Genomic DNA, 26,859 nt, shown 5'->3' with positions numbered 1-26,859 from the left:
CCCCCTAACCAGGTTGCGGCCGGCAAATCTCCGGATCGGATTGTTCAACTCTGGCTTTGCGCGCTGCTAGCCTGAGCCAGGTTTCTGCCGCCTCGATATGAATTCGCGCGCGGTTGGTGACGGTTTCGGCCTGTGCCAGACGCATCGCCTCGCGGGCGCGTTCGAGCAGGACTTCACGGGTTTCGCGAACGGGGACCGCAACGCTCATTGGGCCACCATCCGGGGTTCGTTGCTTTCCGCATGGCGAGCGAGCCTTTCATACTCGGTCGCGATCCGCTCATGCGCCTGGCGTGCGCACGGATCGGTGGCGGCGCCGGCACGTTCGCGTTCCTCGCGTGCTCGTCTCAAATAATAGTGCAGATCGTCTTGCAGCATGGTGCGACTCCATCTCCGGCACCCCCCGGCTATGGCGCAGCCACAATGGATCGGATCGGCCTCGAAATCATTGATCGACATCAGGAGCGCGACGAACTGACCGCCTGTTGAGATGATCCGTGTCGCGGCGCGTTTGGGAAGCAGATGCCCTAATGACGAACTTGTTGCCGCCGCCATGCGTTGAGGCCTTCCAAGAAGGAGGCCGGCCATGAAGACGAAGATAGGCGAAGAACATCTGATCGTCGGGCGCGAAGACGTCGAGATCGATCCGCAATCGAAACCCGAAACACCCGGATCGGGCGGCCACCCCCTGCCCGCCGACGGCAAGGCCAGGCGCGGATCGATCCCGGAAAGCCTGGAAAAGAGGAAAGGATATGGGGCAAATTGAGGGGGCGAAGCCATGCGACGCATTTGGCGCGACAATGGCCTGACGATCGTTCTGCTGACCCTGTTCGGCTTGAGCCTGATCGGACACTGGCTGGCAGGCTGGCGTTTCGAAAATGAAGACCTTGCCCGACAGGGCGAGGCGGCGATCTCGCTGGGCAAATATACAACCGATCCGCAATTCCTCTCGAGCGTGTTCGAGAATTGGGAGAGCGAATTCCTGCAGATGTCGGCCTATGTCGTGCTGACCGCATCCCTCTTCCAGAAGGGGTCCGCCGAATCCAAGGATCCCGACGCACCACCGCGTGATGCCGATCTCTCGGCACAGTCGAAGAAACCCGGCGCGCCCGCGATTCTCAAGACCGGCGCCGCAATACGCTGGCTCTACGCACACTCGCTTGGCACGGCGCTGCTGGTCCTGTTCATCCTCTCCTTCGCGCTGCACTGGACCTTCAGCGCACACGAGGCGGCAGCGGAAGCCCTGCGCAATGGAGAGGCTCCACTCTCCACCTTCGCTTATCTCGGCAGTGCGCAGCTCTGGTTCGAATCCTTCCAGAACTGGCAGAGCGAATTCCTGTCGACGGCCGTCCTGGTCGTGCTCAGCATCTTCCTGCGCCAACGCGAGTCGCCGGAATCGAAGCCCGTCGCCGCGCCGCACGGGAAAACGGGCGCCGATTGATGGCCAGCGCGTGCCCGAGGTGGAGCGATGTCAGTCGCGTAGATCGTCGGGCACGACGCCGCCATTCTCCGCCAATTTGCGCATCACCGCTTTGTGCAGTGCAATATTCTGTTCGGCGCTCCCGTCCGGCCCGGCATGGACGCCAAGTTCCTCGGCCAGCTTCGCGCGAGCCGACAGGCTGGAATCGAGATCGAGCAGCTTCAGCAAATCGACGATCGAACTTTGCCAGTTCCCCCCCGGCTTCAACGCCGCCATCTCGGTCAGAACCGCGCTGACATCGACCTGCTGAGTGACTGCGGCCACGGTTGGTGCGGGCGCGGCCGCGCTCGGCGACGCCTGGGGCGCCGGTGTCGTCGGTGCGGCCGATCTGCCCACCGCGGACTTGTGTCCGAAGATCTTGTTCATGATCGAACCGAAAATGCTCATGGTCGGGCCTTTCACCGCTCTGTTGATGCCGTCGGTCAAACGTCGTCCGGCCGCCAAAGGTTCATGCGCGACACCGGTCGCGGATCGCGTCGTTGGCCGCGCTGGAACATCGGGGATCCGAAAGCCGTTGTTTCGCCCGCAGGCACTGGCCTGTCCAATGGGAGACACTTCATGACCCGCAGCCCATTCGTGCTGGCATCGGCATCCATCCTGGCCTTGGCGGCCTGCGGCCCCAAGGATGACACGACCACCGCCAATCTCCAGAATGTCGCCGCGGCGGAGGTGCCGGGTACGCCCGCCGCGCCGGCCCCCTCGCCTGGCCAGGATTTCGCGAACAAGGCGGCGGCCAGCGACGCGTTCGAAATCGCAATCTCCAACCTTGCGGCCGACAAATCCCAGTCGGCCAAGGTCAAGGCATTCGCGAAGCAGATGATCGAGGCACATACCGAATCGACGGCCAAGCTGAAGCTGGCCGCATCGACCGCCACACCCACCATCGTTCCCGATCCCACGCTCAGCCCCGAACAACAGTCCAAGCTCACCGATCTTCAATCCCGATCCGGCGCGGCGTTCGATACCGCCTTCGCCACCGAACAGGTCGCGGCGCATCAGGCGGCGCTCGATGCCTTGCGCGGCTATTCGACCGGCGGTGATGTCGAGCCGCTCAAGACTTTCGCCACAAGCCTGACGCCGATCGTCGCGGCCCATCTCAACATGGCCAAATCCCTGAAGCCCTGAATGCGACATCCGTGACGAACGGTTCCGACAAGAACGAGGCACTGGTGCATTCGTGCGCATACCGACGGGCTGCGGCCGAGCTCAGGGCGGGTCACCAGCGTTGGCGCGTGGTATCGGTCGCAGACAACTCGCCATGAGCACCGAAACCCTCTCCGCCATTCTGCCCGATGATGTGGAGCGGATGGCCGAACAGCTTCTCGATCGCGCATGTGCAGGCGGACTGAAGCTGGCGACCGCCGAAAGCTGCACGGGCGGACTGATCGCTTCGATCCTCACCGATGTGGAGGGCAAGGGTCATGCGTTCGAACGCGGCTTTATCGTCTACACCGATGCGGCAAAGGCGCAGATGCTCGGCATCGATCCCGGCTTCATCGCGCGATGCGGCGCGGTCAGCGCGGGCGTGGCGATCATGATGGCGCAGGGTGCGCTTACAGCCTCGGATGCCGACGTCGCGGTCGCGGTGACAGGGTTCGCAGGGCCGGCGGGTCCCGGTGACGAGCCGGGCCTCGTCCACTTCGCGAGCGCACGCAGGGGTCAGGCCGCCACGCATCGTGAGGCGCATTTCGGCGATATCGGCCGCGGCGGCGTGCGTGTGGAAGCGACCCGCGTTGCGTTGGAGATGATGCGCGACGAAATCGATCACCAAACCCCGGAAGCCGGGAACTTCGAGGTTCCGCCCGCAGTTGAAATGCGGCCCCATCGAGGAGGATAATCATGGCGGACCAACAATTTACCGATGCCATCGCGTTGCTGAAGGCAGACCACCGGGAAGTCGAGACGCTGTTCGAGCAGTTCGGGAAGGCGCGCGATTCAGCCCGGAAACAGGCGATCGCCAACAAGATCTGCACCGAGTTGAAAGTGCACACGATGATCGAGGAAGAGATCTTCTATCCCGCCTTCCGCGGGAAGATCGAGGACGACACGCTCGACGAGGCTTATGTCGAGCATGACGGCGCCAAGGTTCTGATCAATGACATCCTCAGATCCGCGCCGGATGCCGATTTCTACGATGCGAAGGTCAAGGTGCTTTCGGAAGAGATCAAGCATCACGTCCATGAGGAAGAAATGCCGTCGGAGGGCATGTTCGCCCAGTGCCGCAAGGCGGATGTCGATCTCGTCGCGTTGCGCGACAAGATGCTGGCCCGCAAAAAGGCGCTGCTCGCCGAAGCAGAAAGCGCGGGTCTTCCGCCCGCGAAGCCCAGGGCCGTCAGCCTAGAACCGGCCTGACGCACCGCCCATGCGCTGCCGGAAAGCGGAGCACCGCGTGCCTCCGTTTCCCGGTGGCAGTTGTTTGTTTTAGAACGCCGCCTGATCACAGCCAAGCGGCATGGCTATAATATGACGGTGTCGGGCTAGGCCGATCTGACCTGCCCGATCCCATATTCGAAAGAGGCCTTCGCCCAGGTCAAACGCGAAAAGAGGCACCCGAAGGTGCCCCGTTGCTCAGCGTTTCAGATTGGCTTCGGCACGCGCACGCGCCTTTTCGGCGTCACCCTTGGCTTCCTGAATATCGCCCTCGACCACCAGGTCGGGACGATCGGTTGCCTCACCGATGGCGCGCTTCGCCTTGCCCACGGTTTCATCGACGACGCCCTTGGCGCGATCCTTGATCTCACCCATGATAAAGCTCCTAAGTGCTTGATTGCACGTGGAGACAACGTCGCGTCGCAGCCCGATATTCCCTGCCATATGTCAGTCTTCCGCACCCGCCGATTCCGGCAAACTAACTTGCCGATCCGCTGCCGCCTGGGCCGCAACCCTGACCGCGCGCCAATGGGCAAAGTCATCTTCGGCATCGGCGAGCGCACGATGGACAGGCTGTTTTTCCGGATCACGCAACGCACATCGTTCCAGCAGCGCCTCGACGGTTTCCGCCAGCCTGTCGGCAGGCATGACCGGGCTGAGAATCGCAAAAGCGCATTCGCGACGCGCCGCATCGCTGCCGCGCAGCCTCAGACTGTGGCGGGGCAAGCCAGCGCCGCGCAGCAGCGTGCTCAGCCATTTGCCGTCCCAGGATGGAGCGCTTGCAAAAAGCGCATGCCCTGACAGCACCTCGACCATGCGCCTCGCCACAAATTTATGATCCGCGCCATGCTGCATGAGTGTGCTTCTGCTCAGCTTGTGAATGGCCTCGGCGTCCTTGTCCCAGTCCGACCAGGTCGGCGCTGGCCGGATCAGATGCGCCTCCGACCGGCCATCCTCGAACACCCACGCGACTTCGATGGGATAGCTGCGCTTGCCCAGCGACGAGGCTTCGAAATCGAGAAATACGAGCATCGCGTTCTAACGTACCTGACGTGAATTGGCTTCACCGGACAAACGAAGGGCCGCCCTTCACAGGACAGCCCTTCCATTGTCTTGCCAATGTGGCGGCTCAGGCGAAGCGAGCCTCCGCTGCGGAGGCCATGCTCATGAGCGCCGCCATCTGCGGCATGTGACAATGAGACATTCGACCACCTCCTTTCCGTTGTTGCACAATGACATGCATATGGGTGCGCCCGACGCGATTTCAATTCGAAGCCCGATGGACGATCAGGAGATCAACAGAGGAAATGCGCAAACGGCCCGGCCTCAAAATCCTGTTCACGACCGCCTATGCCCGCAATGCGATCGTCCATCACCGGCAGCTCGATCATGGCGTCGAGCTGATCTCACCAAGTCATTCTCGCTCACCGACCTGGCGGCACGGATTCGGGATCTGCCCGATCCATGAATGCTCAAGGGAAGGCATGCTGTGCGCCGTCATGGTCCGCGGACACTCAAGGAGAGATTTTTCGCGCTCCTGTGCTCACCAGTCGGCCCGCAGCGGCGCGGGCCCGTTCAGCGTCGGAAAATGCGGCAGCACCTCCTCGGCAAGCTCCTGGATGATCTCCGCAGGCGGCCGTTCGGCAAACTGCATGCTGAGCGCAACATGGTTCACCCCCACCGCCTGCCATTCGCCAAGCAGGTCGATCAGTCCCTTGCGAGCCGTCTTGAGGACGAAGCCGCCGCGCAACGGCGTGCGCGGATAATCAGGATCATCGGCAAGGTCGATCCATTCATTGGTCATATGCGGGCGGAAGCCGCCGTCCGGAATGCGCGCCCGCCATGCCGCGATCTTTGCAGCCAACCGCTGCGGCCCTGCCGGATCGTGCGCAGAGTCCGGATAGCTGAGCCAGCCGTCCGCATGCGCTGCAATCCAGTCGGGCGGCTGCTGGCTCGACCCTGTGACGATCAACGGAATACGACCGGTGGCGGGCTTCGGCAGGAAGTCGACATCCGACACATGCCCCAAAGGCGACGTGATGCACGGCCGTCCCGGCGCCACCAGTTGGCGAAAGAAGCTGACCGCTTCGGCGAAGCGGACGCCCCGCGTCTCCCGCTCGATGCCATAGGCCGGAAACTCGACCGGGCGGTCTCCGGACGCGACCCCAAGCACCAGGCGCCCACCTGATAATCGGTCGATCGTGCTGGCCGCCTTGGCGAGGTCGATCGGGTGGCGCAGGCTGAAAATCGCGCTCCCGGTTGCCAGCGCGATGTCGCGCGTCTTTGCCGCCAGCCAGGCGAGATAGGTGAACGGGTCGAAGATCTGCCCCGCATCCCCGAAATTGGGGTCGAACAAAGGCACGTCGCGCACCCAGGCGGCGGCGAATCCCCGGCGATCGATCTCCGTCACCAGATCGCCCTGTCCCTCGAGCACACGCATATCGCCCTGGTAGAAACGCAGCGGCAGGAAAATGCCGATCGTGAGATGATCGGGCGCGAACATCCGGCCATAGCCGGGGTGGCCTGTAAATGCCTCGGACGATGCACCGGTCGGCGCGCAAGCGTGCCCGATCGTGGCGAGGGCATGGGTCATCGATTTCTCCTGGAAAGGCGGTGCGTCATGCACCGGTCGGGGATCTGGAAGCCGCCCAGGGCGAAGATGTCGGGCGGTGTGTCTGAGGCGCCGTTGCGCCTATGCGACTGCCGGTTCGGTGTTGCGCGCTTCAGCCGGACGATCGGGCAGGAACAGGATCATCACGCCCGCGAGCGCCGAGATGAACAAAGATGCGATCCAAAGCTCGGAATAGCGCCCCAGGGCGTCGAACAGCGCGCCGCCCAGAACGGCACCCGCGGCGCCCCCCGCCGCGTGACCGGCCGAGATCATCCCGCCTGCCCGAACCTGGCGGCCACGATCCATGCGGCGCCCAGACCTTCAATATTCGATCTTACATGATCCCGATCGGGTTGGGATTTATTCTACATCCGCGCTCCGGGCCAACATGATACCGGTCGGGGGCATCCGTTGATATTGGCTCGCATTGATGCGATATCGAACCTGAACGGGAGCATTGTGAGCAATTCAGAGTCCGCCACCGATCGTGTCGTCCGCGAGTTACACGAACAAGATCGACTGCTCAAAGTCTCGCGCGGGGACGAAGTCTTTCGGGGGACAGCCGCAAAGACCGACGTCTTTTCCCGCAATACGACAGCAGCGGACGCGTTGCGCGAGCTTCGCGACCGCAACCGCGTGCTCAACGACGCCGGAGCAGACAGAAGCCATCAAGATATCGTCGGTATTGCGGCCGCCAGCCTCGCGCAAGCCGATGCGGCAAGGGCCATGCGCAAGCGTCTGGAGGCGGCGCGCCAACCGGAAGAGGCCGGAGGGGCACTTCGCGACATTCCGCGAAAAACCCGCCTCCCCCTCAGGCCTGCCGACACTACGGAATCACAAGATATCAAGCGCGGCCGGCAATATCGTCGGCTGCGGGCCGCTGCTCCGGAACGGCCGACCTGATGTGGCGGTGGTGCGCTCTCGTCGCCGCGACGATGCCAGTTGTCGTTTCGCCAGCCATCGCCAGCCCGACCGCCGTCTATACGCCGGCCGTCGGCAGCGCGGAACGCAACGCCATTATCAGAACGCTGCATGGCGAGGAGAATCCGCAGTGGCGCTTCACTTTCAGGCGGTTTCGCGTCTTTCATGATGGCCCGCGTGCGATCGCCTATGTCGAGGGCGAAGGCGCTATGGGAGGTTTCCAATCGATCCTCACCCGCGATGGCAAGGCTCGGTGGCGCAATGTCTGGGGTGAAGGCGACGGCGGCAGCAACAGCTGTGCCGCTGGCGCACGCCATTATATCTGGGCGCTGCGGCTGATCAAATCCTATCATATCGCACCTGACGCGCTGTTTCCGGGCATTGCGGCAAAAGCGCGCAATTTGAGGCGCATGGCGGAGACCGACCCCGAAGTGCAATGCGTGGGCGATCTTGACGGCGGTATGCAATGAACCCAGCACCGCCGCATCGGAAAACAGGTTTTCGCAGCCTTGTTCGGGCGCTCAGATGATGTGAACGATTTGACCCATTGCGTGATCGCCCGTCAAAGGGTGAACCCATCGCCTGCAGGCACGTTACGACGTTACCTATATGCCATATCGCTTATCGCCCCGCTCGTCGTGCGCGCGGGGCAACGGCCGCGCGGCGGGGGGGCTCTACTTCATCTCTCCGGTGTCTTTCATCACGCCATGCGTAGCTTCTTCTCATCCCTCAAGACCGAGCGGATCGGAAGGAGATCGACCGAACCGGAGCGCAGACCAACGCGACATGTGCGACTTTATCGAGTGTTTCGACTATCCGAACCGGCGCCACTCGCCCCTTGAATATTCCAGCCCCATGGATTTCGAGGGGAAGCCAGTATAGCCTGATTGAGCCTGTCTCGGTGCAGCCAAACCGGCAGCAGGCCAACCTCCACGATTGCTCGACCCAGTCGGATGAGGGATTATGCAATCCACGCCAGAGCGGGAGCTCGCGAGAAATCATGCCCGCCGACGTCGCACCCATCACCACCGATGACATCATCCGGCTCATCTATAAGGGACCATTGGAAGAACCGCCCTGGAAGTCGTTCGTCTGTGCCCTGCGAGAGCGTCTGAACGTCGACATGGCCGCGATCGCCCTGCGCCCGGGCCGCAAGGACGCTGCGCCGGTCACCATCTTCGATCGACGCGATGTGCCCATCGATCACGGCCCCAGTCGCGCCGCCGCCGCCCATAACAGATTGGCCCTCGAGGATCCGCTCAACCATGCGCTGACCCAGAACGGTGGCATTCTCACCTTGTCCGAAGTGATGTCTCGCGAGGAACTGGTCCAGACGCGCTTTTATACGGAAGTGATTCAGCCTTCCCGGATCGATCACCAGATCGGCATGGCAATCACGGAGCCAAGCGGCTGGAGATCCCATGTCGGCATGATGAACGCGCTTGAGCGTCAGGATTTCAGCGCGCAGGACAAAGCTTTCCTGCAATCGCTGCAACCGCATTTCGAGGTCGCGCTGGAAACTTATGCACGGCTCGTACGCACTGAGGCCGAGCGCAACATCTTCGGAGACCTGCTCGACCGCATGGCCATTGCCGCCTTCGTGCTGGATCAGCGCGGCCGGATCATCAGCACCAACAACGCTGCCGAGATGATGATGCGGGAGGACAGCCAATTCGTTACACGCAATGCCCAGTTGTCGCTCAGGCAGCCCGCGGAGAATGAGCGCTTGCAGGCGGCATTGCGGGGGGCGATCGACTGGTGCGACCGGGGCGGGAGCGAGCTGTTCGCGGATGTACTTCGCGCCGGAGGTAATGAACGGCATCCATTGGGTATTTTGGTGCGCGGCGTTCCCGCCAACACATATCATCGACACGACGTGGCGCCGGGTATCATCGTCTACGTCAGTCAGTCGAAGGGACCGCCCACGCCTGAGGCGTTGGTTGTCGAACTGTTCGAACTTACGCCCGCAGAAGCCAGGGTTGCCGTGCTGCTTGCCAGCGGCCTCAGCCTCAATGAGATCGCAAAGCATGTCGGCATCACCGAAAAAACGGCGCGCAGCTACTCCAAGCGGGCCTATCAGAAAGTCGGCGTCAGCCGCCAGGCTGACCTGGTGCGCCTGCTGCTGACGAGCGTTGCCGTGCTGGGCTGAACTGACCGGAAAAACAGGTGCCCGCCGACCGGACGAGCGGCCGGCTCACAAAACCTGCCCGCCCCGCTCACTGGAATGACGGGACCGCCGGGGGCCAATTTGAGCGCGTCCGGACGCGCATCGCAGCCGAAGGCCGCGTCTCTGAACAGCCGCTGCCACCGACCAGTTCACACTTGGGAATTGCTGATCGCCGGCTTCTCTCGGCAAGCAGCCACCAATGGCCGGCGACCGCATGGGAATGACGGCCGTATTGGAGGAGGATATCATGAGGGGGATTGGTTTCATCGCCGCTACGACGGCGCTGTGGGCAATGGGGCCGGCGCCTGCGACCGCACAGGCGACGGGGACGGCAGATGCCGATGCCAAATCGGCTGATGCGGAACCGAGCGGGTTCGACGAAATCATCGTTACGGCCCGCCGCCGCGCGGAAAATCTGCAAAACGTGCCGATTGCGATTACGGCGATGACGGCCGATCGCCTCGACCAGCAACAGATACGAACCGTCACGGATCTCGAACGTTCGGTTCCCGGCTTCAACATCTGCTGCGGGCGAGGCAGCGCCAGCTTCCTTTGGATACGCGGCATTCCAGGTGTGATCGGCTATTTCGGCGAGGCCCCGGTGACGCTCTCAGGAAGCGCATTGTTCTTCGATATTTCGGGCGCCCAGGTCCTGAAGGGCCCACAAGGTACGCTGTTCGGGCTCAGCACCAATGGCGGCGCGGTGCTCTACGCACCGGTGAAGCCGTCCAGCACCTTGGGTGGCAGCGTGCAAGCGACCGTCGGCAATTACGGTCGACGCGCGATCGAAGCCATCGTCAACTTGCCGATGGTGGAGGACAAGATATTGTTGCGGCTTGGCGTCGCCAACAGCCATATCGACGGCTATATCTACGATCCGACCCAGCGCGAACATCTGGAGGACGAGAATTACTCGATCCTGCGGGCCAGCCTGACCGTCAAGCCAACCGAAAATCTCGACAACACCTTGCTGGTCAACAGCTACAGGTCGCACAGCAACGGCTCGGCCTCGCCGCTGGTCGATGTCAATCCGACAGGCTTCGCCGCGTTCGTGTTCGGCGCAGATACCCTGCAGAATCTGCTGGATCAGCAGATCGCACTCGGAAAATACGAGATTCCCGGCACCAGCCTTCCCGGCGGTACATTCTTCCGCATGCAGCAGCTCAACATCGTCAATACGACAGTCTGGGAGATCGGCGACACGCTGACGCTCAAGAATATCCTCGGCCATCAACGCCTGAAGCAGTTCGGCGCCAGTGACAGCGATGCAACGCCGCTGCCGATCATCGACATCGGCATCGGCCCGTCTCAATCCAGCGGCCCCACGGTGATGACGAGCGAGGAGCTGCAGCTCCAGGGCAGAGCCTTTGATGGCCGGCTGGTTTATACGCTCGGCACCTTCCACAGCTGGACCAAGGATCTCGATCCAGCGATCTCTTATAACAATATCCTAGGCGGCATTTCCGGCAGCCTCAGCCGGACCAGCGCCACGACCCATGCCATCTTTGCGCATGGCGCCTATGATCTCGGCCGATTGCTTCCCGGCCTGAGCTTCAGCGCGGGCTTGCGCTATACCTGGGACAAGCGTTCGTCCCTGTCCGAAAGCTATGACGGAAACGGGACCCGCACCAGTTCGGCGAGCGGCCGCGGAAGCTTCGAGGCGGCAAGCCATCTTTTGAGCCTGACCTGGCAACCCAGACGCGACGTCATGCTCTACCTGTCCAAAAGCAAGGGCTATTCGAGCGGCGGCATCAACCTTGGGCCTTTCTTGCCCGCCGGCAAGGAAACCTTCGAGCCGGAGAGCCTCGACAATTACGAAGCCGGCATCAAGGCGGACTGGTCGATCGGAAGCGTTCGGCTCAGAACCAATCTCAGCGCCTTTTACGGGAAATATTCAGACATCCAAGTGTATCTCATCGTTCCCGCGGCGCCCGGCGCGCCGCCGCCCGGAACGGTCCTGATCCGCGAAAACGCGGCGCGCGGTCATATCCAGGGGCTCGACGGTGAAATCACGATGGCGCCGACCGACTGGCTCGAGCTCGGCGCGAACGGCACGCTGATCGATCCCCAATATGATGATTATATCGTCGATGGCGAGGATCGCAGCGTCCGCCCGTTCGTGTTCGTTTCCAAGCGGAAGTACAATGTCCGCGCGACGGTGCACCTGACCCGCGACGACCCGATCGGCGATATTGGGATCACCGTGGATTATACCTATCAGAGCAAGGTCAACGGCAACGCCAACAAGCAGGTGCCGATCAAGCAGGATTTCCTGCCGGGGTTCGGCAATATGAATGCCAACCTCAACTGGTCACGGATCGGCGGGATCGAAACTCTGAGCGGAAGCCTCTTCGTCAACAACGTCACAAATCAGAAGCTGGCGAGCGGCCGCGCCGCTACGTACGACACGATTGGAACGCTCGGCTTCGCGGTCGCCCAGCCCCGCATGTTCGGGCTTCGGTTAAAATATAGCTTCGACTGATCCGGCGGCAGTGGCCGGCGCGGTTTGCCGACGTCGGCCGCAGTTCAAGCGAGCAGCGCCACACTTTTGAGCACCAGCCGCATCAGTTCCGCCTGACGGCTCACTCCCATCTTCAGATAGATGCGCTTGGAATAGGTCCGCACGGTACCTTCGGTGAACCCAAGCGTCTCGGCGATCGCGGCGAGCCTTTCCCCGTTGGCGATGGCCGTCGCTATTTCCGCTTCGGTTTCGGTCAGGTCGAACATCTGCGCCATGAAACGTTGCGCGGCGACCATGTGCGGCAGCGGGTCGCTCAGATACAGAATCACGCCCGGGCTTACGTCGCCGCGATAGCTCGCGCTCGGAACATTGCGTATCAGCAGTCTGACGTCGTTGCCGTCGCGGGCATGGAGCCGAATCGCGTCGCAGAACGCGGCCTGCCCTTCCTCATTGGCGATCAGGGCCTGGGCGATCGCGCCATTGAGCTGGAACGAGTCGGCCGGACGCTTGGCCGACAATGTCTCGCGGACGATACCGAGGCACCCATTGCGACGCATGATCGCCGTGGCGGTGTCGCTGACGCTCACCACCTTGCCTCGCAGATCAAGCAGGATCGTGCCGATGCTGAGGCGATCGAGCGTCGCCCCCAGGGCCGCATTCTCCGCCTCGCTACGACTGAGCCGCGCGTAGATGCCCAAGGCACGCTGCAGATGCGGCAGCATCCGCGCGAGCAGAGCCCGTTCGGACGCTCCGAAGGGACGCCCCGATCGGTTCATCAATCCGAAGTTCGACCTCCACCCTGACGGCTCGCGGACATGCATACCGATCTGGTGTCGCAGGCCGAACGGCTCGAGCAGGAGCCGGAAATAATCGCTCTGCCGAAGCATCTTCTCGTCGATCACTTCGTCAAGCGTCGCGATACCGCCGGTGCGCCGCAAATGGCTGCCCAACGGATCCAGATAGCCTTTGTGCGCCACTTCGAGCGATGATGCCTGATAGCGTTGAACATCGAACGGCTCCGCGCTGTCGAGCAGGGAGATCGGTCGACAGTTCGTTCGCCGCAGGCGAAGCGAAAGCGCCGCGAGATCCGCGCCGGTGATCCGGCGAAGCGTGGCAAGCAAGGACTGCCACGGACTCTCTTCCATTGGGCCGTCGTAGATCGCGTTGACCAGGCGCTCGTCCAGGACGGCGCCACCGCATTCTTCGCTGATCCCGGCATCCCCCATCGCACCCCGCATTGCATCCCTCCTGTCCGAGCGGGTTCTGCCTCTTGGGTCAACTTCGCTTTTCACTCGCCCGGAGTCCATCCCCCGACGATCCGGCGCCGACAAGTATAGCCTGGTGGGTATGCGTCCCATGAATTGCCATTTGGGAATGGCGATTTCCCTCCATTCGCCGCTCTATGGTGCGGGACCGCGGTAGAGACCGGGCCCAAGAGAGGAGATTTGCACGATGGCGTCGTTATCCGAAGCGACCAAGCACTTGCGGCACTGGCTAATGCTATCGGCACTTGGGATGATCCCGGCGGCGTCTGCGGCCCCCGCCGCGGGACCCACCAATGACGGTGCCGGCGCGGCGAAGGCAGCGGCGCAATGCATGGCGTTCGGTGCGCGCGATCTTTCCGGCATCGAGGACGCGGAGATCACCGTCCTCAGCGCGGGCGTGGAACGTTATGGCGAACGGCCAGACGGTTTCTGCCGCGTCACGGGTCGGATCGCGCCGGAGGTCGGCTTCGAACTGTGGCTGCCGCTCGAGGGCTGGAACGGCAAGATGGTGCAGATCGCCTGCGGCGGCTTTTGCGGCACGGTCTCATCGGATGTGAAATGGGGTGCCTGCGGCAGCGCGCTCGACAAGGGATTCGCCTGCATCGGTACCGACGGCGGCCACTTTACCGGCAACGATTACAGCCTGGCCTACAAATGGGCCGAGCGGAACCTGCAGGCACAGGTCGATTATAATTTCCGCGCGAACCATGTGACCGCAATCGCCGGTAAGGCTTTGACTACGCTATATTATGATCGTGGGCCGCGACGCGCCTATCTGATGGGCTGCTCGGGCGGCGGTCGCAACGGCCTCGTCGCGGCCCAGCGCTTTCCATGGGATTTCGACGGTATCGTCGCAGGCGCGCCGTCGATCAGCGGCAATGGCAGCGTATTGCGGCTGATGTCAGTCAGCCTCAATGTCTTCGGCACCGGCGAGCAGCCCGTCCTTGGCAAGCCGGAGCTGGCGCTGCTGCACGGCGCCGCGGTCAAGACCTGCGACCGCGACGATGGCGTCGCGGACGGCATCATCGGTAACCCTCCGGCCTGTCGCTTCGACCCCGCGAAATTGCTCTGTGGTCCCGGCCAGTCGCGATCATGCCTCTCGCAAACCCAGGTCGATGCGGCGCGGCGCATCTATGCCGGCCCCGCCAGCAATCCGGCCGAGGCGCTCTATACCGGCGGCAACGTGCCCGGATCCGAAATCGAATGGGGCGGCCCCACGCCGAAGGACTGGCAAGGCTTCTTCCAGCATATCTACTTCGACCCACCCCCGGGCCAGTCCTGGACACCGTCGCAGTTTGATTTCTCGCGTGCCTATCGCCGGCTCGGCAGCTGGGAAGCGCAGTTCACCGCGATCGATCCCGATTTGCGCCGCTTCAAGGCGAATGGCGGCAAGCTTATCCTGTGGCACGGTTGGTCGGACGCCTATCAGACCGGCACCAACTTCGTAGAATATTACAACACTGTGGAACGGCTGATGGGAAGTCGCTCCGAAACACAGAATTTCTTCCGTCTCTTCCTCCAGCCTGGCGTCAACCACTGTTCCGGCGGTGCCGGCGCCGATGTCGTCGACTATTTGGCGTATATCGATGACTGGGTGGAGCATGACCGTGCCCCGGACATGGTACTCAGCACCCGTCTGACCGACGAAGCCCGACAGGCCGCAGGGTATAGCGCACCGCGTTTCCCGCTCGATCATCGCAACGTCGCCTTCACCCGCCCGGTCTATCCTTATCCGTTGCGCGCCCGCTACAAAGGTGCTGGCGATCCGAATGACGCGGCCAATTTCGGACCGGCTCCACAATGACATCGAGCGCGAGGACGGCGGGTACCGGGACATCGACTATGGGCATGTATCGCGCACGGCCGGCCGAGGAAAGGAGATCGGCTGCCTATGCTTGGCTGGTCGTGCTTTTTCTGATGCTGCTTTACACGTGCAGCTATATCGATCGCACGATCCTGAGCCTCCTCGTCGCCCCGATCCGGGCTGACCTCGGCATCAGCGACACACAATATAGCCTGCTGGCGGGGCTCGCCTTTGCCCTGCTCTACGCGCTCGCGGGAATTCCACTGGGTCGGATCGTCGATCGCTGGAGCCGGCGAAACCTTATTGCCGGAGGTGTCGCTTTCTGGTCACTGATGACGATGCTCTGCGGTGGCGCGTCGAGCTTCGCGGGGCTGTTTGCCGCCCGGGTCGGCGTCGGCATCGGCGAGGCGACCCTGACGCCCGGCAGCTACTCGTTGGTCGCCGACTATTTCCCACCACGCAATCTATCGCGAGCATTGTCGATATTCGCCTTGGGAGTGCCAATCGGCACCGGCCTCGCCAGTTTGATCGGTGGCCCTTTGGTCCATGCCTTCACGATCTCGGGCACCGAGGCGACCCTGCCGTTGATCGGCACGCTCAAAGCGTGGCAAGCGGTGTTCATTGCCGTGGGTTTGCCCGGCCTCGGTCTCGCCGCACTGACGTTGATCGTCGTTCGGGAGCCACAGCGCCGCCAGAACGCCACGATGGGCGATACCGACAGCAGCACTTTCGCGGATACGCTGGGTTTTCTCTGGACGCATCGCACCGTGTACGCGCCGATCTTCCTGGGCATGGCGCTCATCGCGCTGTTCTCGTTTGGCGCGGCGGCCTGGTACCCGACCCTGCTCCAGCGCAATTATGGCTTCGATATGCGCAACGCGGGCTTGTTGCTCGGCGCATCGACGCTGATCTTAGGTATCGCCGGCGCGATGACGGCAGGTTGGCTCGCCGATCATTGGCTGGCGGCCGGCCGGCTGGACGGCCATTTCCGCATCGGCATCCTCTATGGCGGGGGTATGTTACTGACCGGCGCGCTCGGCCCAATCATTCCGCTTGCTTGGCTTTCGCTCACGCTGATTGCCGCCTCGGCCTTCTTCTCGGTCACTTGGATCGGCGTCAATGCCGCCGCGCTGCAACTCGTCACGCCCAACCGGATGCGCGGTCAGATGACCGCGATCTACCAATTCGTCGGCACCCTGATCAGCTTCGGACTCGGTCCAACAGCCGTCGCGCTCACCACCGATCATGTCTTCGGCCGTGAAAATGCGGTGGGCCTTTCGCTGGCATCGGTCGGCTGCGTGTCGCTCGCGCTTGGTTGCCTGATCCTCCAGCTAGGCCGCCGCCCGCTCCGGCGCAGGCTCGCTGCGCTGAACACGCTACCAGCCGAAGGGATCTGAGTTTTCCTCACTTTCTCCAGCCAGAAAAGGCCTGTCGCACTCACAATGTCTTCGCTCGAAAAGGCCGCCAATCCCACCGGCGGCGAAACTCTCGCCGCGATCATCGCCACCCATGCCGCTTCCCGGCCCGACCACATCGCTTTCATCGCCGGCCAACGCAGGTTGAACTGGCGCGACTATCATGAGCGGTCCGATGCGCTAGCGGCATTACTGCTGGACCTGGGCTTCATGGCCGGCGAACGCATCGCGATCCTGCTTCCCGACGATATCGAGACCCACATCGCGTTCGTGGCCTGCGAGAAAGCCGGCCTTGTAGCGACCGCGCTATCACCCCGCGCCGGCGAGAAAGAGATCCTCCACCTCGTTGCGATGGCGGGGGCAACGGCCCTTATCAGCGCCGCCACTCAAGGTGCACTCGACATGCGCGCAATCTATGCCCGGCTGCGAGCATCCGGCCGGACGCTCAAGCACCATGTCATAATTGAGGAGACGCCGCGCCCGCTCGATCGGATCAGTGTCGACGGCGTGCCCACGGGGTTCGACCCGATTCCGCTGGAAACCTTGCGCGTGCTGCAGGAACGGCGCTGTTCTCCCGACGCGCTCTTCCTGCTCAACTCCACCTCGGGCACCACCGGCATGCCGAAGCTGGTCGCCCATCAGCAGAGCCGCTGGCTCGCCTGGGCGGCGCTCGTGCAGAAAGGCTGCGCACCGAACGAGAACGACAGGTTCCTCCGCGCGGTGCCGGCCTCGGTCGGCTTCGGGCTGTGGTCCGGTCACTTCATTCCCGCGATGCTGGGTGCGCCCACCATATTGATGCCCCGCTTCACGACTTCGGCGCTGTTCGCCGCGATTGCGCATCATCGCGTGTCAATGCTCTGTCTGGTCAGCACGCAAATTCAGATGATGCTGAGCAGCCCCGACCTTGCGGACAGCGATCTGACCTCGTTGCGCATCGTCTATACCGGCGGCGAAGCGGTTCCGCGCCACGCGGTGGAGCGGCTCGAAGTCCTGACCGGTGCGAAGGTGCTGCAATTTTACGGCTCCAACGAGGCCGGGGCAGTCAGTCATACGACGCTCTCCGATCCGACCGAGCGCCGCCTGAACAGTGCCGGACGGATCATCCCCGAAATGCGCGTCCGGCTGCTCGATGCCTCGGGAAATGACCGTCATCCACCCGGTGACGGACAGCCACTCTGCAATGGCCCCTTCATGGGCCTCGGCTATTTCAACAATCCCGAGGCCAATGCCGGTCTGTTCATGCCCGACGGATCGATGCGCATGGAGGACATTGTCTCGATCGATGATGACGGCTATCTCCGCGTGATCGGCCGCGTCGGCGATTTCATCATCCGCGGCGGCAAGAATATCAGCGCCGTCGGCGTAGAGGCTGCGGCGATAGGGCATCCGGCAATTCGCGAAGCAGCGGCGGTGGCCATGCCCGATCCGATCTTCGGCGAAAAGATCTGCCTGTTCGCCAGCCTCAATGCCGGCCTTGCCGCGCCCGATGTGGCGACGTTGGCCGCCTTCCTCCGCGGCAACGGCGTTTCGCCGGAATATTTCCCCGAGCGACTGGTGATACTCGACCAACTGCCGATCAATTCTGGCGGCAAGATCGCCAAGAGCATACTTCGGGACATGATCGCGAGTTGACATGCAGTGACCGCGCCGCGGCCGGAGATGAAACTCGCCTCCAGCCGTATAGCCAGCCATGCGACAGTCGTTGCCACGCAAGGAACGTCCCTGCGTCAGCGGCGCCCCGCCAAATGATTCCCGCAAGACGGATCATCGGTCGCGCGGGGCGGGAGAGCACGCTACCCATGCCGAACCATCGCAAGGCAATGGGCATCGAACCGATTCAACAAATGCTTTCGCACGGCACGCCGTCGCCAACTCTATCGAGCCAGCCCAAGCCGCATTGGTGAGGTAACGCATCGCTTCGACGCGCGAATTCATTCACCACAGTATCGAACGGGGCCGACCGATCGATGCCGAGATCGTCGCTCTTCCCGGCCACGGAGTCGCCGGATGTCAGGGGATGATGCCCTGTCTGAAGCCCGCCAAGAGCACACAGCCGGCTTTCAGAGGACATGCTCCGCTACGCGCCATCTTTCTCACATGCGAGTGACGGAATTAAGCGCGACCAAGCGCTTGGTGAAGGAAAAGGTCGTAATTTTCAATCACCTGAGCCTTGTTGGTGATCGCCCCCTCATAGGCGCCGAAGATGATCGCCCTGCGGACGGCAGAGAGGAATCGCGCCAGATCGTCAACTTGGCCTGCGCTATAGCCGCGAATCTCACCACTATCGATCGCTGCCTGCAGTGAGACGACGTATTGATCGTGGCGGCGATCCGCGAACGTCTTCCACGCCACCGGGGTCTCCACCTCAGCCTCGTGCATGATGCGGAAGAAGAAGGGATATTTCTTCTGATATGAGAAGAACTGCTCGAGCGCGAGGTGTTCGCTTTCCAGATAGCCCACCTTCTCGCGCGATGGCTTGCGCGACCAGTTCTCGAACTGCTCGATGATCCAGATGATCACATGATCCAGGATATCGTCCCTGGACTTGAAGAATTTATAGCAATGGCCCTGCGAGATCCCGGCCTCTTCGGCGATCCGGGCGACCGAGGCGCCCTTGTAGCCGTGCCGGCCGATCACCTGGCAGGCGGCCATCATCAGCGTGTTGAACGACTGATGCTCAGCAACGGTGAAGGGCTTTTTGGACGTCATGCGACGCGTCGTGAACGGCGGCTCATGAGATGTCAATGCGAAGGGCGGCGGCTCGCAACCGGGACCGCCGCCCCACTTCCGCTCAGCCCAGCAGCCGCGCCGCGCTGTTGGTGCGCGCGAAGATCGCCTGTTGCAGCGCGGTCAGTTGCTCCACCGTCCCCGGCGCCGTGCGCAGCGCCGCCGTTGCGGGCACGTCGACCAATCGTCCCGCACCGTCCAGCACCACGCCATAGGCATCGCGCGCCATCTCCGCGCTGATCCGCCCATCCAGCACATCGTCGAGCACCGCCTGCGGATCGCGATCGAAGGGGTTGCCCAGGCCCGCGCCGCCCGCCGCCAGGTGAACCAGCCGGGCCCCCGCCGAGATCGTGATCGGCCCCATCGGCATCACCGGCAGCATGCGCGGCTCGCCCCCGTCCGTCAGCCAGGTGTAGGACGGACTTCCCGGCAGCCCCCCGCCGGAGGCCGCCGGCAGATGGTCGCGCCGGTCCGAACGGAGCTGCACCAACCCTTCCTCCGCCAGCATCTCATAGGATCTGATCATGGCCAGGCCGCCGCGATATTTGCCGGCACCGCCGCTGTCCTGAGCAAAGGCATAGCTCAGCACGCGCAACGGCATGCGCGCCTCGATCAGTTCGATCGGCTGGTTGGACAGGTTCGTGCCCGGGCTGGATATTCCGTCCACCCCATCTTTGCCGGATCGGCCACCCCAGCTACCCAATATGCCGTCGGTGATGATCCAGGCCCTGCCCTGGTCCCACCCGCTGAACGACACGACCGAAGGACCGCCCTCGCCCAGCGCGGGGATGCGGCTGCCCGGCACCTTGTTGAGCGCGCCGAACAGCGTGTCGAGCATACGATAGGCGATCACGCCGCGCGCGGCGCACGCGGCCGGTGCCGTGGGGTTCACGATCGTGCCGAGCGGAGCGCTCACCCGCACCGGGCGCATATAGCCGGCGAAGTTCGGGATATCGGCATGGATCGCGGCGCGCAGCGCGACATAGGTCATCGATGTGGTGGTCGGCATCGGGCCGTTGATCGCGCCCTGCACCTGAGGGCTGGTGCCCGTCCAGTCCACGCTCACGCTGTCGCCGGCGATCGTGATGCACACTTCGAAGCGGATCGGCTGGGGATCGGCGCCCAGCCCGTCGACATAATCGACATAGTCGTAGCGCCCGTCTGGCATCGCGCCGATCTGCTGGCGCATCAGCCGTTCGGCATAATCGTGCAGTTCGGACAGGAAGCCCCGGAACGTGGCGCTGCCATATTTGCGCACGATTTGCACATAGCCGCGCTCGCAGGCATCAACCGAGGCAATCTGCGCGGAAAGATCGCCCATCAGCTCGATCGGCGTGCGCGAATTGGCCTTCAGGAACGCGATCGTGGTCTCGTTGATCGCGCCCGCTTCGAACAGCTTCACGATCGGGATGCGCAGCCCTTCCTGGAAAATCTCGGTCGCCTGCAGGCCCATGCTGCCGGGCGCGAGGCCGCCGATATCGGAATGATGCACCAGCGTTCCGGCAAATCCCTCCAGCGCGCCGTCGATGAACAGCGGCTTGATCAGGAACACGTCCGGCAGATGCATGCCGCCACCGCCATAGGGATCGTTCACCAGGAAGGCGTCGCCGGGCTTCATGCCCGAAAGATGCTGCTCGACAAGGATGCGCATCACATCGGGGAACGCGCCCAGATGGATCGGGTTGGTCAGCCCCTGCGCGACGATCTCGCCATTGCGGTCGCAGATCGCGGTCGAATAATCCATGGAATCGCGCACGATCGGCGAATAGGCGCTGCGCAGGATCACCAGCGCCATCTCGTCCGCCAGCGAACTGAGCGCGTTCTTCACGATTTCCAGCGTGATAGGATCGGATGCGATCATCGGATTTCACTCCCCAAGGTCACGACGATGTTGCCGAAGCTGTCAACCTGCGCGGTGCAACCGGGCGGGACGACAAAGGTGGAATCATATTCCTCTACGATGAAGGGCCCCGGCCGCGCCTGCGCCACCAGATGGCCGCGGTTGAAGACCGGGATCTCATCCGGCTGCTCGCCTGGGAAGACCGCGCGCCGCGCGCCGTGCGCGGCATCGCTGGCCGCCACCGTCCAATGATCCATGTCTCCGGACTGATCGCGCACCACGCGCATCTTCACGCGATAGCTGACCAGCTCAACCGGATTGGCGGGATTGGCATGGCCATAGGTGCGGTGATGCTCGGCATGGAAATTGTCGAGCGCGGTGGCGAGCAGCGTAGCGCCGTCCTCGCCTGCGGGCACCGGGGTGGTCAGTTCATAGGCCTGCCCCTGATAGCGCAGATCCGCGTACCATTCGCTCTCCAGCGCCTCGTCCGCATAGCCCTCCACGGCCATCACATCGTGCGCGCGGCCCTGCAGCCGGCGGAATCCGGCCGCGAAGCTTTCGCCCGCATCGGCCACCAGCGGGCGGAAATCGGTGGCGGTGAATTCATGCTCGATCGCCGAGAACAATAATCCCATCGCGCTGAACACGCCGGGGCTGGGCGGGATGATCACGGTCCGGATGCCCATCGTGCGGGCGATCTGGTTGGCGATCATCGGGCCGTTGCCGCCAAAGGCGAACAGCGCGAAATCGCGCGGATCGCGCCCGCAATAGGTGGAGACCGCCTTCACCGCCCGTGACATGGTGGCGGTGGCAATCGCCTGCACGCCCAACCCGGCATCCTCGGTGCTCAGCCCCATCGGCCGGGCGACGACCGCGTCCAGCGCCGCGCGCGCCCTGGCCGCATTCAGCCGCACGGCGCCGCCCGCGATCGCATCCTGGTTCAGATAGCCCAGGGTAATGAAGGCGTCGGTCAACGTCGGGGTGTCATTGCCATTGTCGTAGCAGACCGGCCCCGGCACCGATCCCGCGCTTTCCGGGCCCACCGTGAGCAGCCCGCCGCCGTCAAACCCGATCAGGCTGCCGCCGCCCGCGCCAATCTCGGACACGTCGATAAAGGGCAGCTTCACCGAATGGCCGCCCCCCTTCACCAGCTTGCTGGAAACGTTGATGCCGGCGCCCACCTCATATTCGGTGGTGCGCGCGGGCTCACCCGCCTCGATCAGCGCGGCCTTCGCAGTCGTCCCTCCCATGTCGACGGTGATCACGTCGGGATAACCCGCCAGGTTCGCCATATAGGCCCCGGCGATCACGCCCGCCGCGGGTCCGGATTCGATGATATAGGCCGGCTTGCGCGAGGCGGCCTCGATGCTCATCAGCCCGCCCGCGCTGTTCATGATGCGGATCGGGCACGAAACGCCGATACCGCGCAGCCGCCCCGACAGGGCATCGAGATATTTGCGGACGATCGGCCCCAGATAGGCATTCACCACGGTGGTGCTGGTGCGTTCATACTCCCGGATCTCCGGCAGCACGTCGCACGAGCAGGTGACGAAGATGTCGGGCGGCAGCAGCGCTTCCAGCGCATCGCGGATCGCCTGTTCATGAACCGGATTGGCATAGCTGTTGAGCAGGCAGATCGCCACCGCCTCCACGTCCTCGGCCAGGAGGTCGTCGGCGATGGCGCTTAGCGCGCCACTGTCCAGCGGGGTCAGGATGCTGCCATCGGCCAGCACCCGCTCGTCCACCTCATAGCGGTGCCGGCGCAGCGCCAGCGGCTTGGGCTTCTCATAATCCAGGTCGTACAGCCGCGGCACGCGCACGCGGCCGATCTCCAGCACGTCGCGAAACCCCCGCGTGGTGATCAATGCGGTGCGCGCGCCCTTGCCTTCCAGCACGGTATTGGTTGCCACTGTCGTCGCGTGGACGAGCTCGACGATCGCGTTGGCGGGGATGTCTTCTGCCTGCATCAGTTCGCCCAGGCCGATCACGATCCCGCGCGAATAATCATCCGGCGTGGAGGATTGCTTGCGTTTGAAGATCTCGCCCGTTGACGACATGATCACGATATCGGTGAACGTCCCCCCGATATCCGCACCCACCCGATAGCTTCGTTGCCGCGTCATTGCCATTCCCGAAATGATTTGCACGAATTGTCATGAACTATGAATCATGACTCACGTATTCGAGTCGCAGAAATCTGATCGAGGCGCAAGCGGATTTTAGCGGATATTGTCCGACACGGCCACGTAATGCCAGATTCGCGTCGATTCCAGAAATGAGTTGCGCAGCCCGCTCACGTATGACAAATCGACGTGAGTTGTGAGTCATCACTCATAGCAAACATGGGAGGATCTGGTGCATATGTTGCCCCAATCGCGAGAGGACGAATGCGCTGACGACCGCGGCAACGTCATCGCGATCGATGCGCGCGCCTTTGCCGGTAATGTCGCCCGCGCCCGCACGCTTATGCCACCGGGGGCTGCGCTCTACCAAGTCGTGAAAGCCGACGGCTACGGCCTGGGGATCGAATGCGCCATGCGCCTGGGCCTTGGCGCGGGCGTCGACGGTTTCTGCGTCGGCACGATCGGGGAAGCGCTGCGCGCTAAAGCCGCCGCCCCTGCCCATCCGATCCTGCTATTCACCGCCTGCCCGCCCGCTCTCCTCGCGGAGATCGCGTGCCGGGGCGTGATCGTGACGGTGAACAGTGTGGCGGCCTATGAAGCGCTGGACGGGCTGGACGCGGCGCGCTTCATGTTCGAATTCGATTGCGGCTTCGGCCGGTTCGGCCTGGATCATCCCGCCTTCGATAGCCTGTTGGCGCGCGAGGCGCAGCGCGCCCAGCCGCGGTGCCTGGGAGGCTATACCCATTTCGGCAGCCGCGCCTTGCAGCTGTTCGATGAGGGGCTGCAGCGCTTCGACGGCTTCGGCGCGAAACTGCGCGCCGCGTTCGGCGACGCGCAGGTGCTGATGGCCGCCGCCAGCCATGGCCTCGTTTGGCGCCCCCGCCTGCCCTATTCCGCCGCCCATCCCGGCAGCCTGCTCTACGGCATGTTGCCGGTATCGGCGGCACCAGACTTCGCACCGGTGCTGCGCGGCGTCACCAGCCCGATCATCCAGATCAACCGGATCGCCGAGGCGCAGACCCTGTCGGTAGGGTATGGATCGGGCGTCATGCTGCCGGCGGACGGCGCGACCGGCGTATTCCCGCTGGGATGGAATGACGGATTGTCCACCGGCCCCGCGCTCGGCAACGTGCTGGTGCGTGGTCGCCGCGTGCCCGTGATCGCGCGCACCCTGTTCCACTCGATCGTTGACCTCACCGGCATCGACGCACCCGTGATCGGCGATGAAGTGACGGTGATCGGATCGCAGCGGGGCGAGACCATCGGCCTGCACGAGGCGGCCGATGCCATGGGAATCGCCGCGACCGAACTGCATTTCCGGTTGGCCGGAGCGATCACGCGAGGCGTTTTCGGCCGGAATCATGAATCATGAGGCATCGTTCAAAATCATCAACATCACAATGACAGACCAAGGGAAGGGGTTATGATGACAAATGACATGGGGCATTATCGCGCGAACCTGATCCGGACCGCATTGGCGGCAAGCGTGGCGCTGGCGCCGATGCTGCTGGCACAGCCCGCACGGGCGCAGGACGCGGCGGCATCGGAAACTTCGGCGCGAAGCGGCGAACTTGACGAGATCGTCGTCACCGGCACGCGCAAGAGCAGGGCTGAAGCGCTGCAGGATGTCGCCGTTTCGGTCTCCGCCTTCACCGGTGCGCAGATCGAATCCAACCATATCGTCAATCTGGTCGAGTTGGGCCGCCGTTCACCGGGCGTGCAGCTCGATACGAACGGCACCTTCCCCGCCTCGGCCAATTTCTACATCCGCGGGATCGGCATCAATACGACCAACCCGTCCGACGACCCGACCGTGGGCGTCTTCGTCGACGGCATCTATCAGGGCGTGAACATCGGTGCGCTCACCGATCTGTTCGATCTGGAGTCGGTCGAGATCCTGCGCGGCCCGCAAGGCACACTGTTCGGCCGCAACGTCACGGGCGGCGCGGTGCTGGTGCGTACGCGGCGGCCATCGGGCGAATTCCAGGTACGCGGCGAGCTGGGCTATGCGTCCTTCGACGACAAATCGGCCAAGATCTCGATCGAGGCGCCGATCGTTCAGGGTTCGCTGAACGGCAAGATCGCGATCCTCTACCGCGATCGCGACGGCCTGTTTTCTAACGCGGTCAATCCCCGCAACCGCATCGCCGCAATGGAGAGCCTGATCGTCCGCCCGGTGCTCGAATGGAAGCCGAGCGACGTCGTCACCTTCACGCTGATCGGCGAGGTCGGCAAGGAAACCGATCGCGGCACGCCGATCAAGAACCTGCTGATCAAGGCGCCGGCCGCCAACATCGCCCCGCCCGTGCCGACCGGCAAGTTCGATCTAGTCACCGATTTCTACACCCATACCGAAACCCAGTGGCGGCAGGTGACGGGTGAAACGGTGTTCGATGTGGGCGCCGGCAAGATCACCGCCAATGCCGGTTATCGCAAGCTGAAGGTGGACAATCAGGCCGAGCTGGACGGCACCGCCGCCCCGCTGTTCCACTTCGTCGACCCCACGGGACTGCGGCAGGAGCAGCTGGTCGGCGAGATCGTCTATGCCGGTGAAATCGGCTCGCGCATCGATCTGACGGTGGGCGCCAACATCTTCCACCAGACCATCGACTATAAGGAAGCGCGCGTCATCACCAGCAACACGTCCCGCAGCACGCCAAGCGGCCGGGGCATGCTGAACCATACAGCCGGCGGCGTCTTCGCCCAGGCCGACTGGCGCTTCATCGATCGCTTCACCCTCACGCTCGGCGGGCGCTACACGATCGAGCGCAAGCATGCCCGTGTCGCCAATTTCGGCCAGTGCAATACCAGCGTCACGGTCTGCAATTTCGGCACAGACGACAGCACGAGCTGGCGGGATTTCACGCCCAAGGCTGCGCTGAAATTTCAGCCGTCCGACGATCTGACGCTCTATGCCTCCTATACGCGCGGCTTCCGCTCCGGCGGCTACAACCTGCGCAACTCGATCGGCCCGGCGGGCCCTTATGATCCCGAGAATGTCGACGCCTATGAACTGGGCATCAAGAGCGAGTGGCTCGACCGGCGTGTCCGCGCCAACCTGTCACTCTACCGCAACGACTTCCGCAACCTGCAACGCCAGGTGCTGGACGATCAGGCGCGGCAGCGCACGATCAATGCCGCCAGCGCGCGCATCCAGGGCGTGGAGGCGGATCTGGTGGCGGTGCCGGTCGACGGCCTGTCGCTGAGCGGCAGCCTGGCCTATACCGATGCGAAATACGGCGAATATAACGGCCTGGACCTGACCGGGGACGGCATTCCCGACCCGGCGCTGGCGCGCAACCTGAAGCTCACCCGCGTGCCCAAATGGGTCTATTCGATCGCGGCGGCCTACGAAACGGAGATCGGATCGGCGGGCAGCATCAATGCCCAGATCGCCTTCGATCACACCGCCGAACGGGCCGGCAACGACACGAACACCTTCTTCTTCGCGCCTTACGGCCTGTTGAGCGCCAATCTGGGCTTCACCACTGCCGACAAGAAATACCGCATCTCACTGTACGGCAAAAACCTGACGAACAAGGTCTTCTATTCGTCGGGTACCGATATCGGCACGTTCCGGGCGGCCTATCTCGGTGCGCCCCGGACCATCGGCGTGACATTCGGTTTCCAATTCTGACAGATTGGCGGGTGGCCGGTCGCACGGCGGCCACCCGCCTG

At 63.3% G+C, this 26,859-nt stretch carries 25 protein-coding genes; 14 read left to right on the top strand and 11 right to left on the bottom strand.

Annotated elements, in window-relative coordinates; genetic code table 11:
• Positions 1-4: 4 nt before the first annotated feature.
• Together AC3WN8_RS01155 and AC3WN8_RS01150 are read right to left on the bottom strand one after the other, a co-directional pair.
• Positions 5-208, bottom strand: coding sequence for a hypothetical protein (locus AC3WN8_RS01155; protein WP_492667524.1), 204 nt, complete (start codon positions 206-208; stop codon positions 5-7).
• Entirely contained in the window at positions 205-552 is a 348-nt protein-coding gene (locus AC3WN8_RS01150) for a hypothetical protein (RefSeq protein WP_492667523.1), read from the bottom strand. Before AC3WN8_RS01150 ends, AC3WN8_RS01155 begins: the two co-directional genes overlap by 4 nt.
• A 31-nt stretch (positions 553-583) precedes the next feature.
• Between AC3WN8_RS01150 and AC3WN8_RS01145 the strand changes: the two genes are divergently transcribed.
• Both AC3WN8_RS01145 and AC3WN8_RS01140 read left to right on the top strand, forming a co-directional pair.
• Complete coding sequence (locus tag AC3WN8_RS01145; protein ID WP_492667522.1) at positions 584-763, top strand: hypothetical protein; 180 nt, start codon at positions 584-586, stop codon at positions 761-763.
• Between the two features lie 12 nt (positions 764-775).
• Positions 776-1,438, top strand: coding sequence for a DUF6766 family protein (locus AC3WN8_RS01140; protein WP_492667521.1), 663 nt, complete (start codon positions 776-778; stop codon positions 1,436-1,438).
• A 30-nt stretch (positions 1,439-1,468) separates the two neighbouring features.
• Here the strand turns inward: AC3WN8_RS01140 and AC3WN8_RS01135 are convergent, their stop codons facing one another.
• Positions 1,469-1,864, bottom strand: coding sequence for a DUF3597 domain-containing protein (locus tag AC3WN8_RS01135; RefSeq protein WP_492667520.1), 396 nt, complete (start codon positions 1,862-1,864; stop codon positions 1,469-1,471).
• A gap of 171 nt (positions 1,865-2,035) precedes the next feature.
• On the opposite strand from AC3WN8_RS01135, the gene AC3WN8_RS01130 reads away from it, so the two are divergent.
• The 3 genes from AC3WN8_RS01130 to AC3WN8_RS01120 all read left to right on the top strand — a co-directional run bounded on the left by AC3WN8_RS01130 (position 2,036) and on the right by AC3WN8_RS01120 (position 3,829).
• Positions 2,036-2,602: a DUF4142 domain-containing protein gene (locus AC3WN8_RS01130; RefSeq protein ID WP_492667519.1), complete on the top strand. Its 567-nt coding sequence runs from the start codon at positions 2,036-2,038 to the stop codon at positions 2,600-2,602.
• 133 nt (positions 2,603-2,735) lie between these two features.
• Positions 2,736-3,314, top strand: coding sequence for a CinA family protein (locus tag AC3WN8_RS01125; RefSeq protein WP_492667518.1), 579 nt, complete (start codon positions 2,736-2,738; stop codon positions 3,312-3,314).
• Between the two features lie 2 nt (positions 3,315-3,316).
• On the top strand, positions 3,317-3,829 hold the full coding sequence (locus tag AC3WN8_RS01120; protein WP_492667517.1) for a hemerythrin domain-containing protein: 513 nt from the start codon (positions 3,317-3,319) through the stop codon (positions 3,827-3,829).
• Positions 3,830-4,045: 216 nt separating this feature from the next.
• Here AC3WN8_RS01120 and AC3WN8_RS01115 read toward each other — a convergent pair whose 3' ends face one another.
• From AC3WN8_RS01115 to AC3WN8_RS01100, 4 genes are all read right to left on the bottom strand, one after another.
• Complete coding sequence (locus AC3WN8_RS01115; protein ID WP_492667516.1) at positions 4,046-4,222, bottom strand: CsbD family protein; 177 nt, start codon at positions 4,220-4,222, stop codon at positions 4,046-4,048.
• Between the two features lie 72 nt (positions 4,223-4,294).
• On the bottom strand, positions 4,295-4,810 hold the full coding sequence (locus AC3WN8_RS01110) for a transcriptional regulator (protein WP_492667515.1): 516 nt from the start codon (positions 4,808-4,810) through the stop codon (positions 4,295-4,297).
• A 580-nt stretch (positions 4,811-5,390) separates the two neighbouring features.
• Positions 5,391-6,440 carry an LLM class oxidoreductase gene (locus tag AC3WN8_RS01105; protein WP_492667514.1) on the bottom strand — a complete coding sequence of 350 codons (1,050 nt, stop codon included), beginning with the start codon at positions 6,438-6,440 and terminating at the stop codon, positions 5,391-5,393.
• A 99-nt stretch (positions 6,441-6,539) separates the two neighbouring features.
• Positions 6,540-6,731: a GlsB/YeaQ/YmgE family stress response membrane protein gene (locus AC3WN8_RS01100; protein WP_492667513.1), complete on the bottom strand. Its 192-nt coding sequence runs from the start codon at positions 6,729-6,731 to the stop codon at positions 6,540-6,542.
• Positions 6,732-6,869: 138 nt separating this feature from the next.
• On the opposite strand from AC3WN8_RS01100, the gene AC3WN8_RS01095 reads away from it, so the two are divergent.
• The 4 genes from AC3WN8_RS01095 to AC3WN8_RS01080 all read left to right on the top strand — a co-directional run bounded on the left by AC3WN8_RS01095 (position 6,870) and on the right by AC3WN8_RS01080 (position 12,028).
• Positions 6,870-7,361: a hypothetical protein gene (locus AC3WN8_RS01095; RefSeq protein ID WP_492667512.1), complete on the top strand. Its 492-nt coding sequence runs from the start codon at positions 6,870-6,872 to the stop codon at positions 7,359-7,361.
• Positions 7,362-7,393: 32 nt separating this feature from the next.
• A complete protein-coding gene (locus tag AC3WN8_RS01090; protein WP_492667511.1) occupies positions 7,394-7,849 on the top strand; it encodes a hypothetical protein in 456 nt (151 codons plus the stop codon).
• A gap of 530 nt (positions 7,850-8,379) precedes the next feature.
• On the top strand, positions 8,380-9,528 hold the full coding sequence (locus AC3WN8_RS01085) for a helix-turn-helix transcriptional regulator (protein WP_492667510.1): 1,149 nt from the start codon (positions 8,380-8,382) through the stop codon (positions 9,526-9,528).
• Between the two features lie 265 nt (positions 9,529-9,793).
• The gene (locus tag AC3WN8_RS01080; protein ID WP_492667509.1) at positions 9,794-12,028 is read left to right on the top strand and encodes a TonB-dependent receptor; all 2,235 of its coding nucleotides are present in this window, start codon (positions 9,794-9,796) and stop codon (positions 12,026-12,028) included.
• Positions 12,029-12,072: 44 nt separating this feature from the next.
• Here AC3WN8_RS01080 and AC3WN8_RS01075 read toward each other — a convergent pair whose 3' ends face one another.
• Positions 12,073-13,338 carry a helix-turn-helix transcriptional regulator gene (locus AC3WN8_RS01075; RefSeq protein ID WP_492667508.1) on the bottom strand — a complete coding sequence of 422 codons (1,266 nt, stop codon included), beginning with the start codon at positions 13,336-13,338 and terminating at the stop codon, positions 12,073-12,075.
• Positions 13,339-13,459: 121 nt separating this feature from the next.
• On the opposite strand from AC3WN8_RS01075, the gene AC3WN8_RS01070 reads away from it, so the two are divergent.
• Genes AC3WN8_RS01070 through AC3WN8_RS01060 form a run of 3 tightly spaced genes read left to right on the top strand, consistent with a single transcriptional unit; the run spans position 13,460 to position 18,123 of the window.
• Complete coding sequence (locus AC3WN8_RS01070) at positions 13,460-15,076, top strand: tannase/feruloyl esterase family alpha/beta hydrolase (protein WP_492667507.1); 1,617 nt, start codon at positions 13,460-13,462, stop codon at positions 15,074-15,076.
• Between the two features lie 38 nt (positions 15,077-15,114).
• Complete coding sequence (locus AC3WN8_RS01065; protein WP_492667506.1) at positions 15,115-16,473, top strand: MFS transporter; 1,359 nt, start codon at positions 15,115-15,117, stop codon at positions 16,471-16,473.
• A 45-nt stretch (positions 16,474-16,518) separates the two neighbouring features.
• On the top strand, positions 16,519-18,123 hold the full coding sequence (locus AC3WN8_RS01060) for a class I adenylate-forming enzyme family protein (protein WP_492667505.1): 1,605 nt from the start codon (positions 16,519-16,521) through the stop codon (positions 18,121-18,123).
• A 480-nt stretch (positions 18,124-18,603) separates the two neighbouring features.
• Here the strand turns inward: AC3WN8_RS01060 and AC3WN8_RS01055 are convergent, their stop codons facing one another.
• The 3 genes from AC3WN8_RS01055 to AC3WN8_RS01045 all read right to left on the bottom strand — a co-directional run bounded on the left by AC3WN8_RS01055 (position 18,604) and on the right by AC3WN8_RS01045 (position 23,181).
• Entirely contained in the window at positions 18,604-19,200 is a 597-nt protein-coding gene (locus tag AC3WN8_RS01055) for a TetR/AcrR family transcriptional regulator (protein WP_492667504.1), read from the bottom strand.
• Between the two features lie 82 nt (positions 19,201-19,282).
• Positions 19,283-21,079, bottom strand: a complete 1,797-nt coding sequence (locus AC3WN8_RS01050) for a hydantoinase B/oxoprolinase family protein (protein ID WP_492667503.1) — start codon at positions 21,077-21,079, stop codon at positions 19,283-19,285.
• The gene (locus AC3WN8_RS01045; RefSeq protein ID WP_492667502.1) at positions 21,076-23,181 is read right to left on the bottom strand and encodes a hydantoinase/oxoprolinase family protein; all 2,106 of its coding nucleotides are present in this window, start codon (positions 23,179-23,181) and stop codon (positions 21,076-21,078) included. Before AC3WN8_RS01045 ends, AC3WN8_RS01050 begins: the two co-directional genes overlap by 4 nt.
• A gap of 238 nt (positions 23,182-23,419) precedes the next feature.
• Between AC3WN8_RS01045 and AC3WN8_RS01040 the strand changes: the two genes are divergently transcribed.
• Both AC3WN8_RS01040 and AC3WN8_RS01035 read left to right on the top strand, forming a co-directional pair.
• Positions 23,420-24,553 carry an alanine racemase gene (locus AC3WN8_RS01040; protein ID WP_492667563.1) on the top strand — a complete coding sequence of 378 codons (1,134 nt, stop codon included), beginning with the start codon at positions 23,420-23,422 and terminating at the stop codon, positions 24,551-24,553.
• A gap of 51 nt (positions 24,554-24,604) precedes the next feature.
• Complete coding sequence (locus tag AC3WN8_RS01035) at positions 24,605-26,818, top strand: TonB-dependent receptor (protein ID WP_492667501.1); 2,214 nt, start codon at positions 24,605-24,607, stop codon at positions 26,816-26,818.
• Positions 26,819-26,859: the final 41 nt, after the last annotated feature.

It is taken from the genome of Sphingobium sp. FW305-3-2-15-F-TSA7 (assembly GCF_058787155.1).
Note: the sequence above shows the minus strand (reverse complement) of the source record. Positions and strands in the feature narration are given on the sequence as shown.

Coding starts and splice junctions, on each gene's coding strand:
- AC3WN8_RS01040 (WP_492667563.1), top strand. CDS start 23,420: ATGTTGCCCCAATCGCGAGAGGACGAATGCGCTGACGACCGCGGCAAC.
- AC3WN8_RS01150 (WP_492667523.1), bottom strand. CDS start 552: ATGGCGGCGGCAACAAGTTCGTCATTAGGGCATCTGCTTCCCAAACGC.
- AC3WN8_RS01115 (WP_492667516.1), bottom strand. CDS start 4,222: ATGGGTGAGATCAAGGATCGCGCCAAGGGCGTCGTCGATGAAACCGTG.
- AC3WN8_RS01155 (WP_492667524.1), bottom strand. CDS start 208: ATGAGCGTTGCGGTCCCCGTTCGCGAAACCCGTGAAGTCCTGCTCGAA.
- AC3WN8_RS01105 (WP_492667514.1), bottom strand. CDS start 6,440: ATGACCCATGCCCTCGCCACGATCGGGCACGCTTGCGCGCCGACCGGT.
- AC3WN8_RS01135 (WP_492667520.1), bottom strand. CDS start 1,864: ATGAGCATTTTCGGTTCGATCATGAACAAGATCTTCGGACACAAGTCC.
- AC3WN8_RS01090 (WP_492667511.1), top strand. CDS start 7,394: ATGCCAGTTGTCGTTTCGCCAGCCATCGCCAGCCCGACCGCCGTCTAT.
- AC3WN8_RS01085 (WP_492667510.1), top strand. CDS start 8,380: ATGCCCGCCGACGTCGCACCCATCACCACCGATGACATCATCCGGCTC.
- AC3WN8_RS01145 (WP_492667522.1), top strand. CDS start 584: ATGAAGACGAAGATAGGCGAAGAACATCTGATCGTCGGGCGCGAAGAC.
- AC3WN8_RS01140 (WP_492667521.1), top strand. CDS start 776: ATGCGACGCATTTGGCGCGACAATGGCCTGACGATCGTTCTGCTGACC.
- AC3WN8_RS01120 (WP_492667517.1), top strand. CDS start 3,317: ATGGCGGACCAACAATTTACCGATGCCATCGCGTTGCTGAAGGCAGAC.
- AC3WN8_RS01080 (WP_492667509.1), top strand. CDS start 9,794: ATGAGGGGGATTGGTTTCATCGCCGCTACGACGGCGCTGTGGGCAATG.
- AC3WN8_RS01055 (WP_492667504.1), bottom strand. CDS start 19,200: ATGACGTCCAAAAAGCCCTTCACCGTTGCTGAGCATCAGTCGTTCAAC.
- AC3WN8_RS01035 (WP_492667501.1), top strand. CDS start 24,605: ATGATGACAAATGACATGGGGCATTATCGCGCGAACCTGATCCGGACC.
- AC3WN8_RS01045 (WP_492667502.1), bottom strand. CDS start 23,181: ATGACGCGGCAACGAAGCTATCGGGTGGGTGCGGATATCGGGGGGACG.
- AC3WN8_RS01065 (WP_492667506.1), top strand. CDS start 15,115: ATGGGCATGTATCGCGCACGGCCGGCCGAGGAAAGGAGATCGGCTGCC.
- AC3WN8_RS01130 (WP_492667519.1), top strand. CDS start 2,036: ATGACCCGCAGCCCATTCGTGCTGGCATCGGCATCCATCCTGGCCTTG.
- AC3WN8_RS01050 (WP_492667503.1), bottom strand. CDS start 21,079: ATGATCGCATCCGATCCTATCACGCTGGAAATCGTGAAGAACGCGCTC.
- AC3WN8_RS01060 (WP_492667505.1), top strand. CDS start 16,519: ATGTCTTCGCTCGAAAAGGCCGCCAATCCCACCGGCGGCGAAACTCTC.
- AC3WN8_RS01070 (WP_492667507.1), top strand. CDS start 13,460: ATGGCGTCGTTATCCGAAGCGACCAAGCACTTGCGGCACTGGCTAATG.
- AC3WN8_RS01125 (WP_492667518.1), top strand. CDS start 2,736: ATGAGCACCGAAACCCTCTCCGCCATTCTGCCCGATGATGTGGAGCGG.
- AC3WN8_RS01100 (WP_492667513.1), bottom strand. CDS start 6,731: ATGATCTCGGCCGGTCACGCGGCGGGGGGCGCCGCGGGTGCCGTTCTG.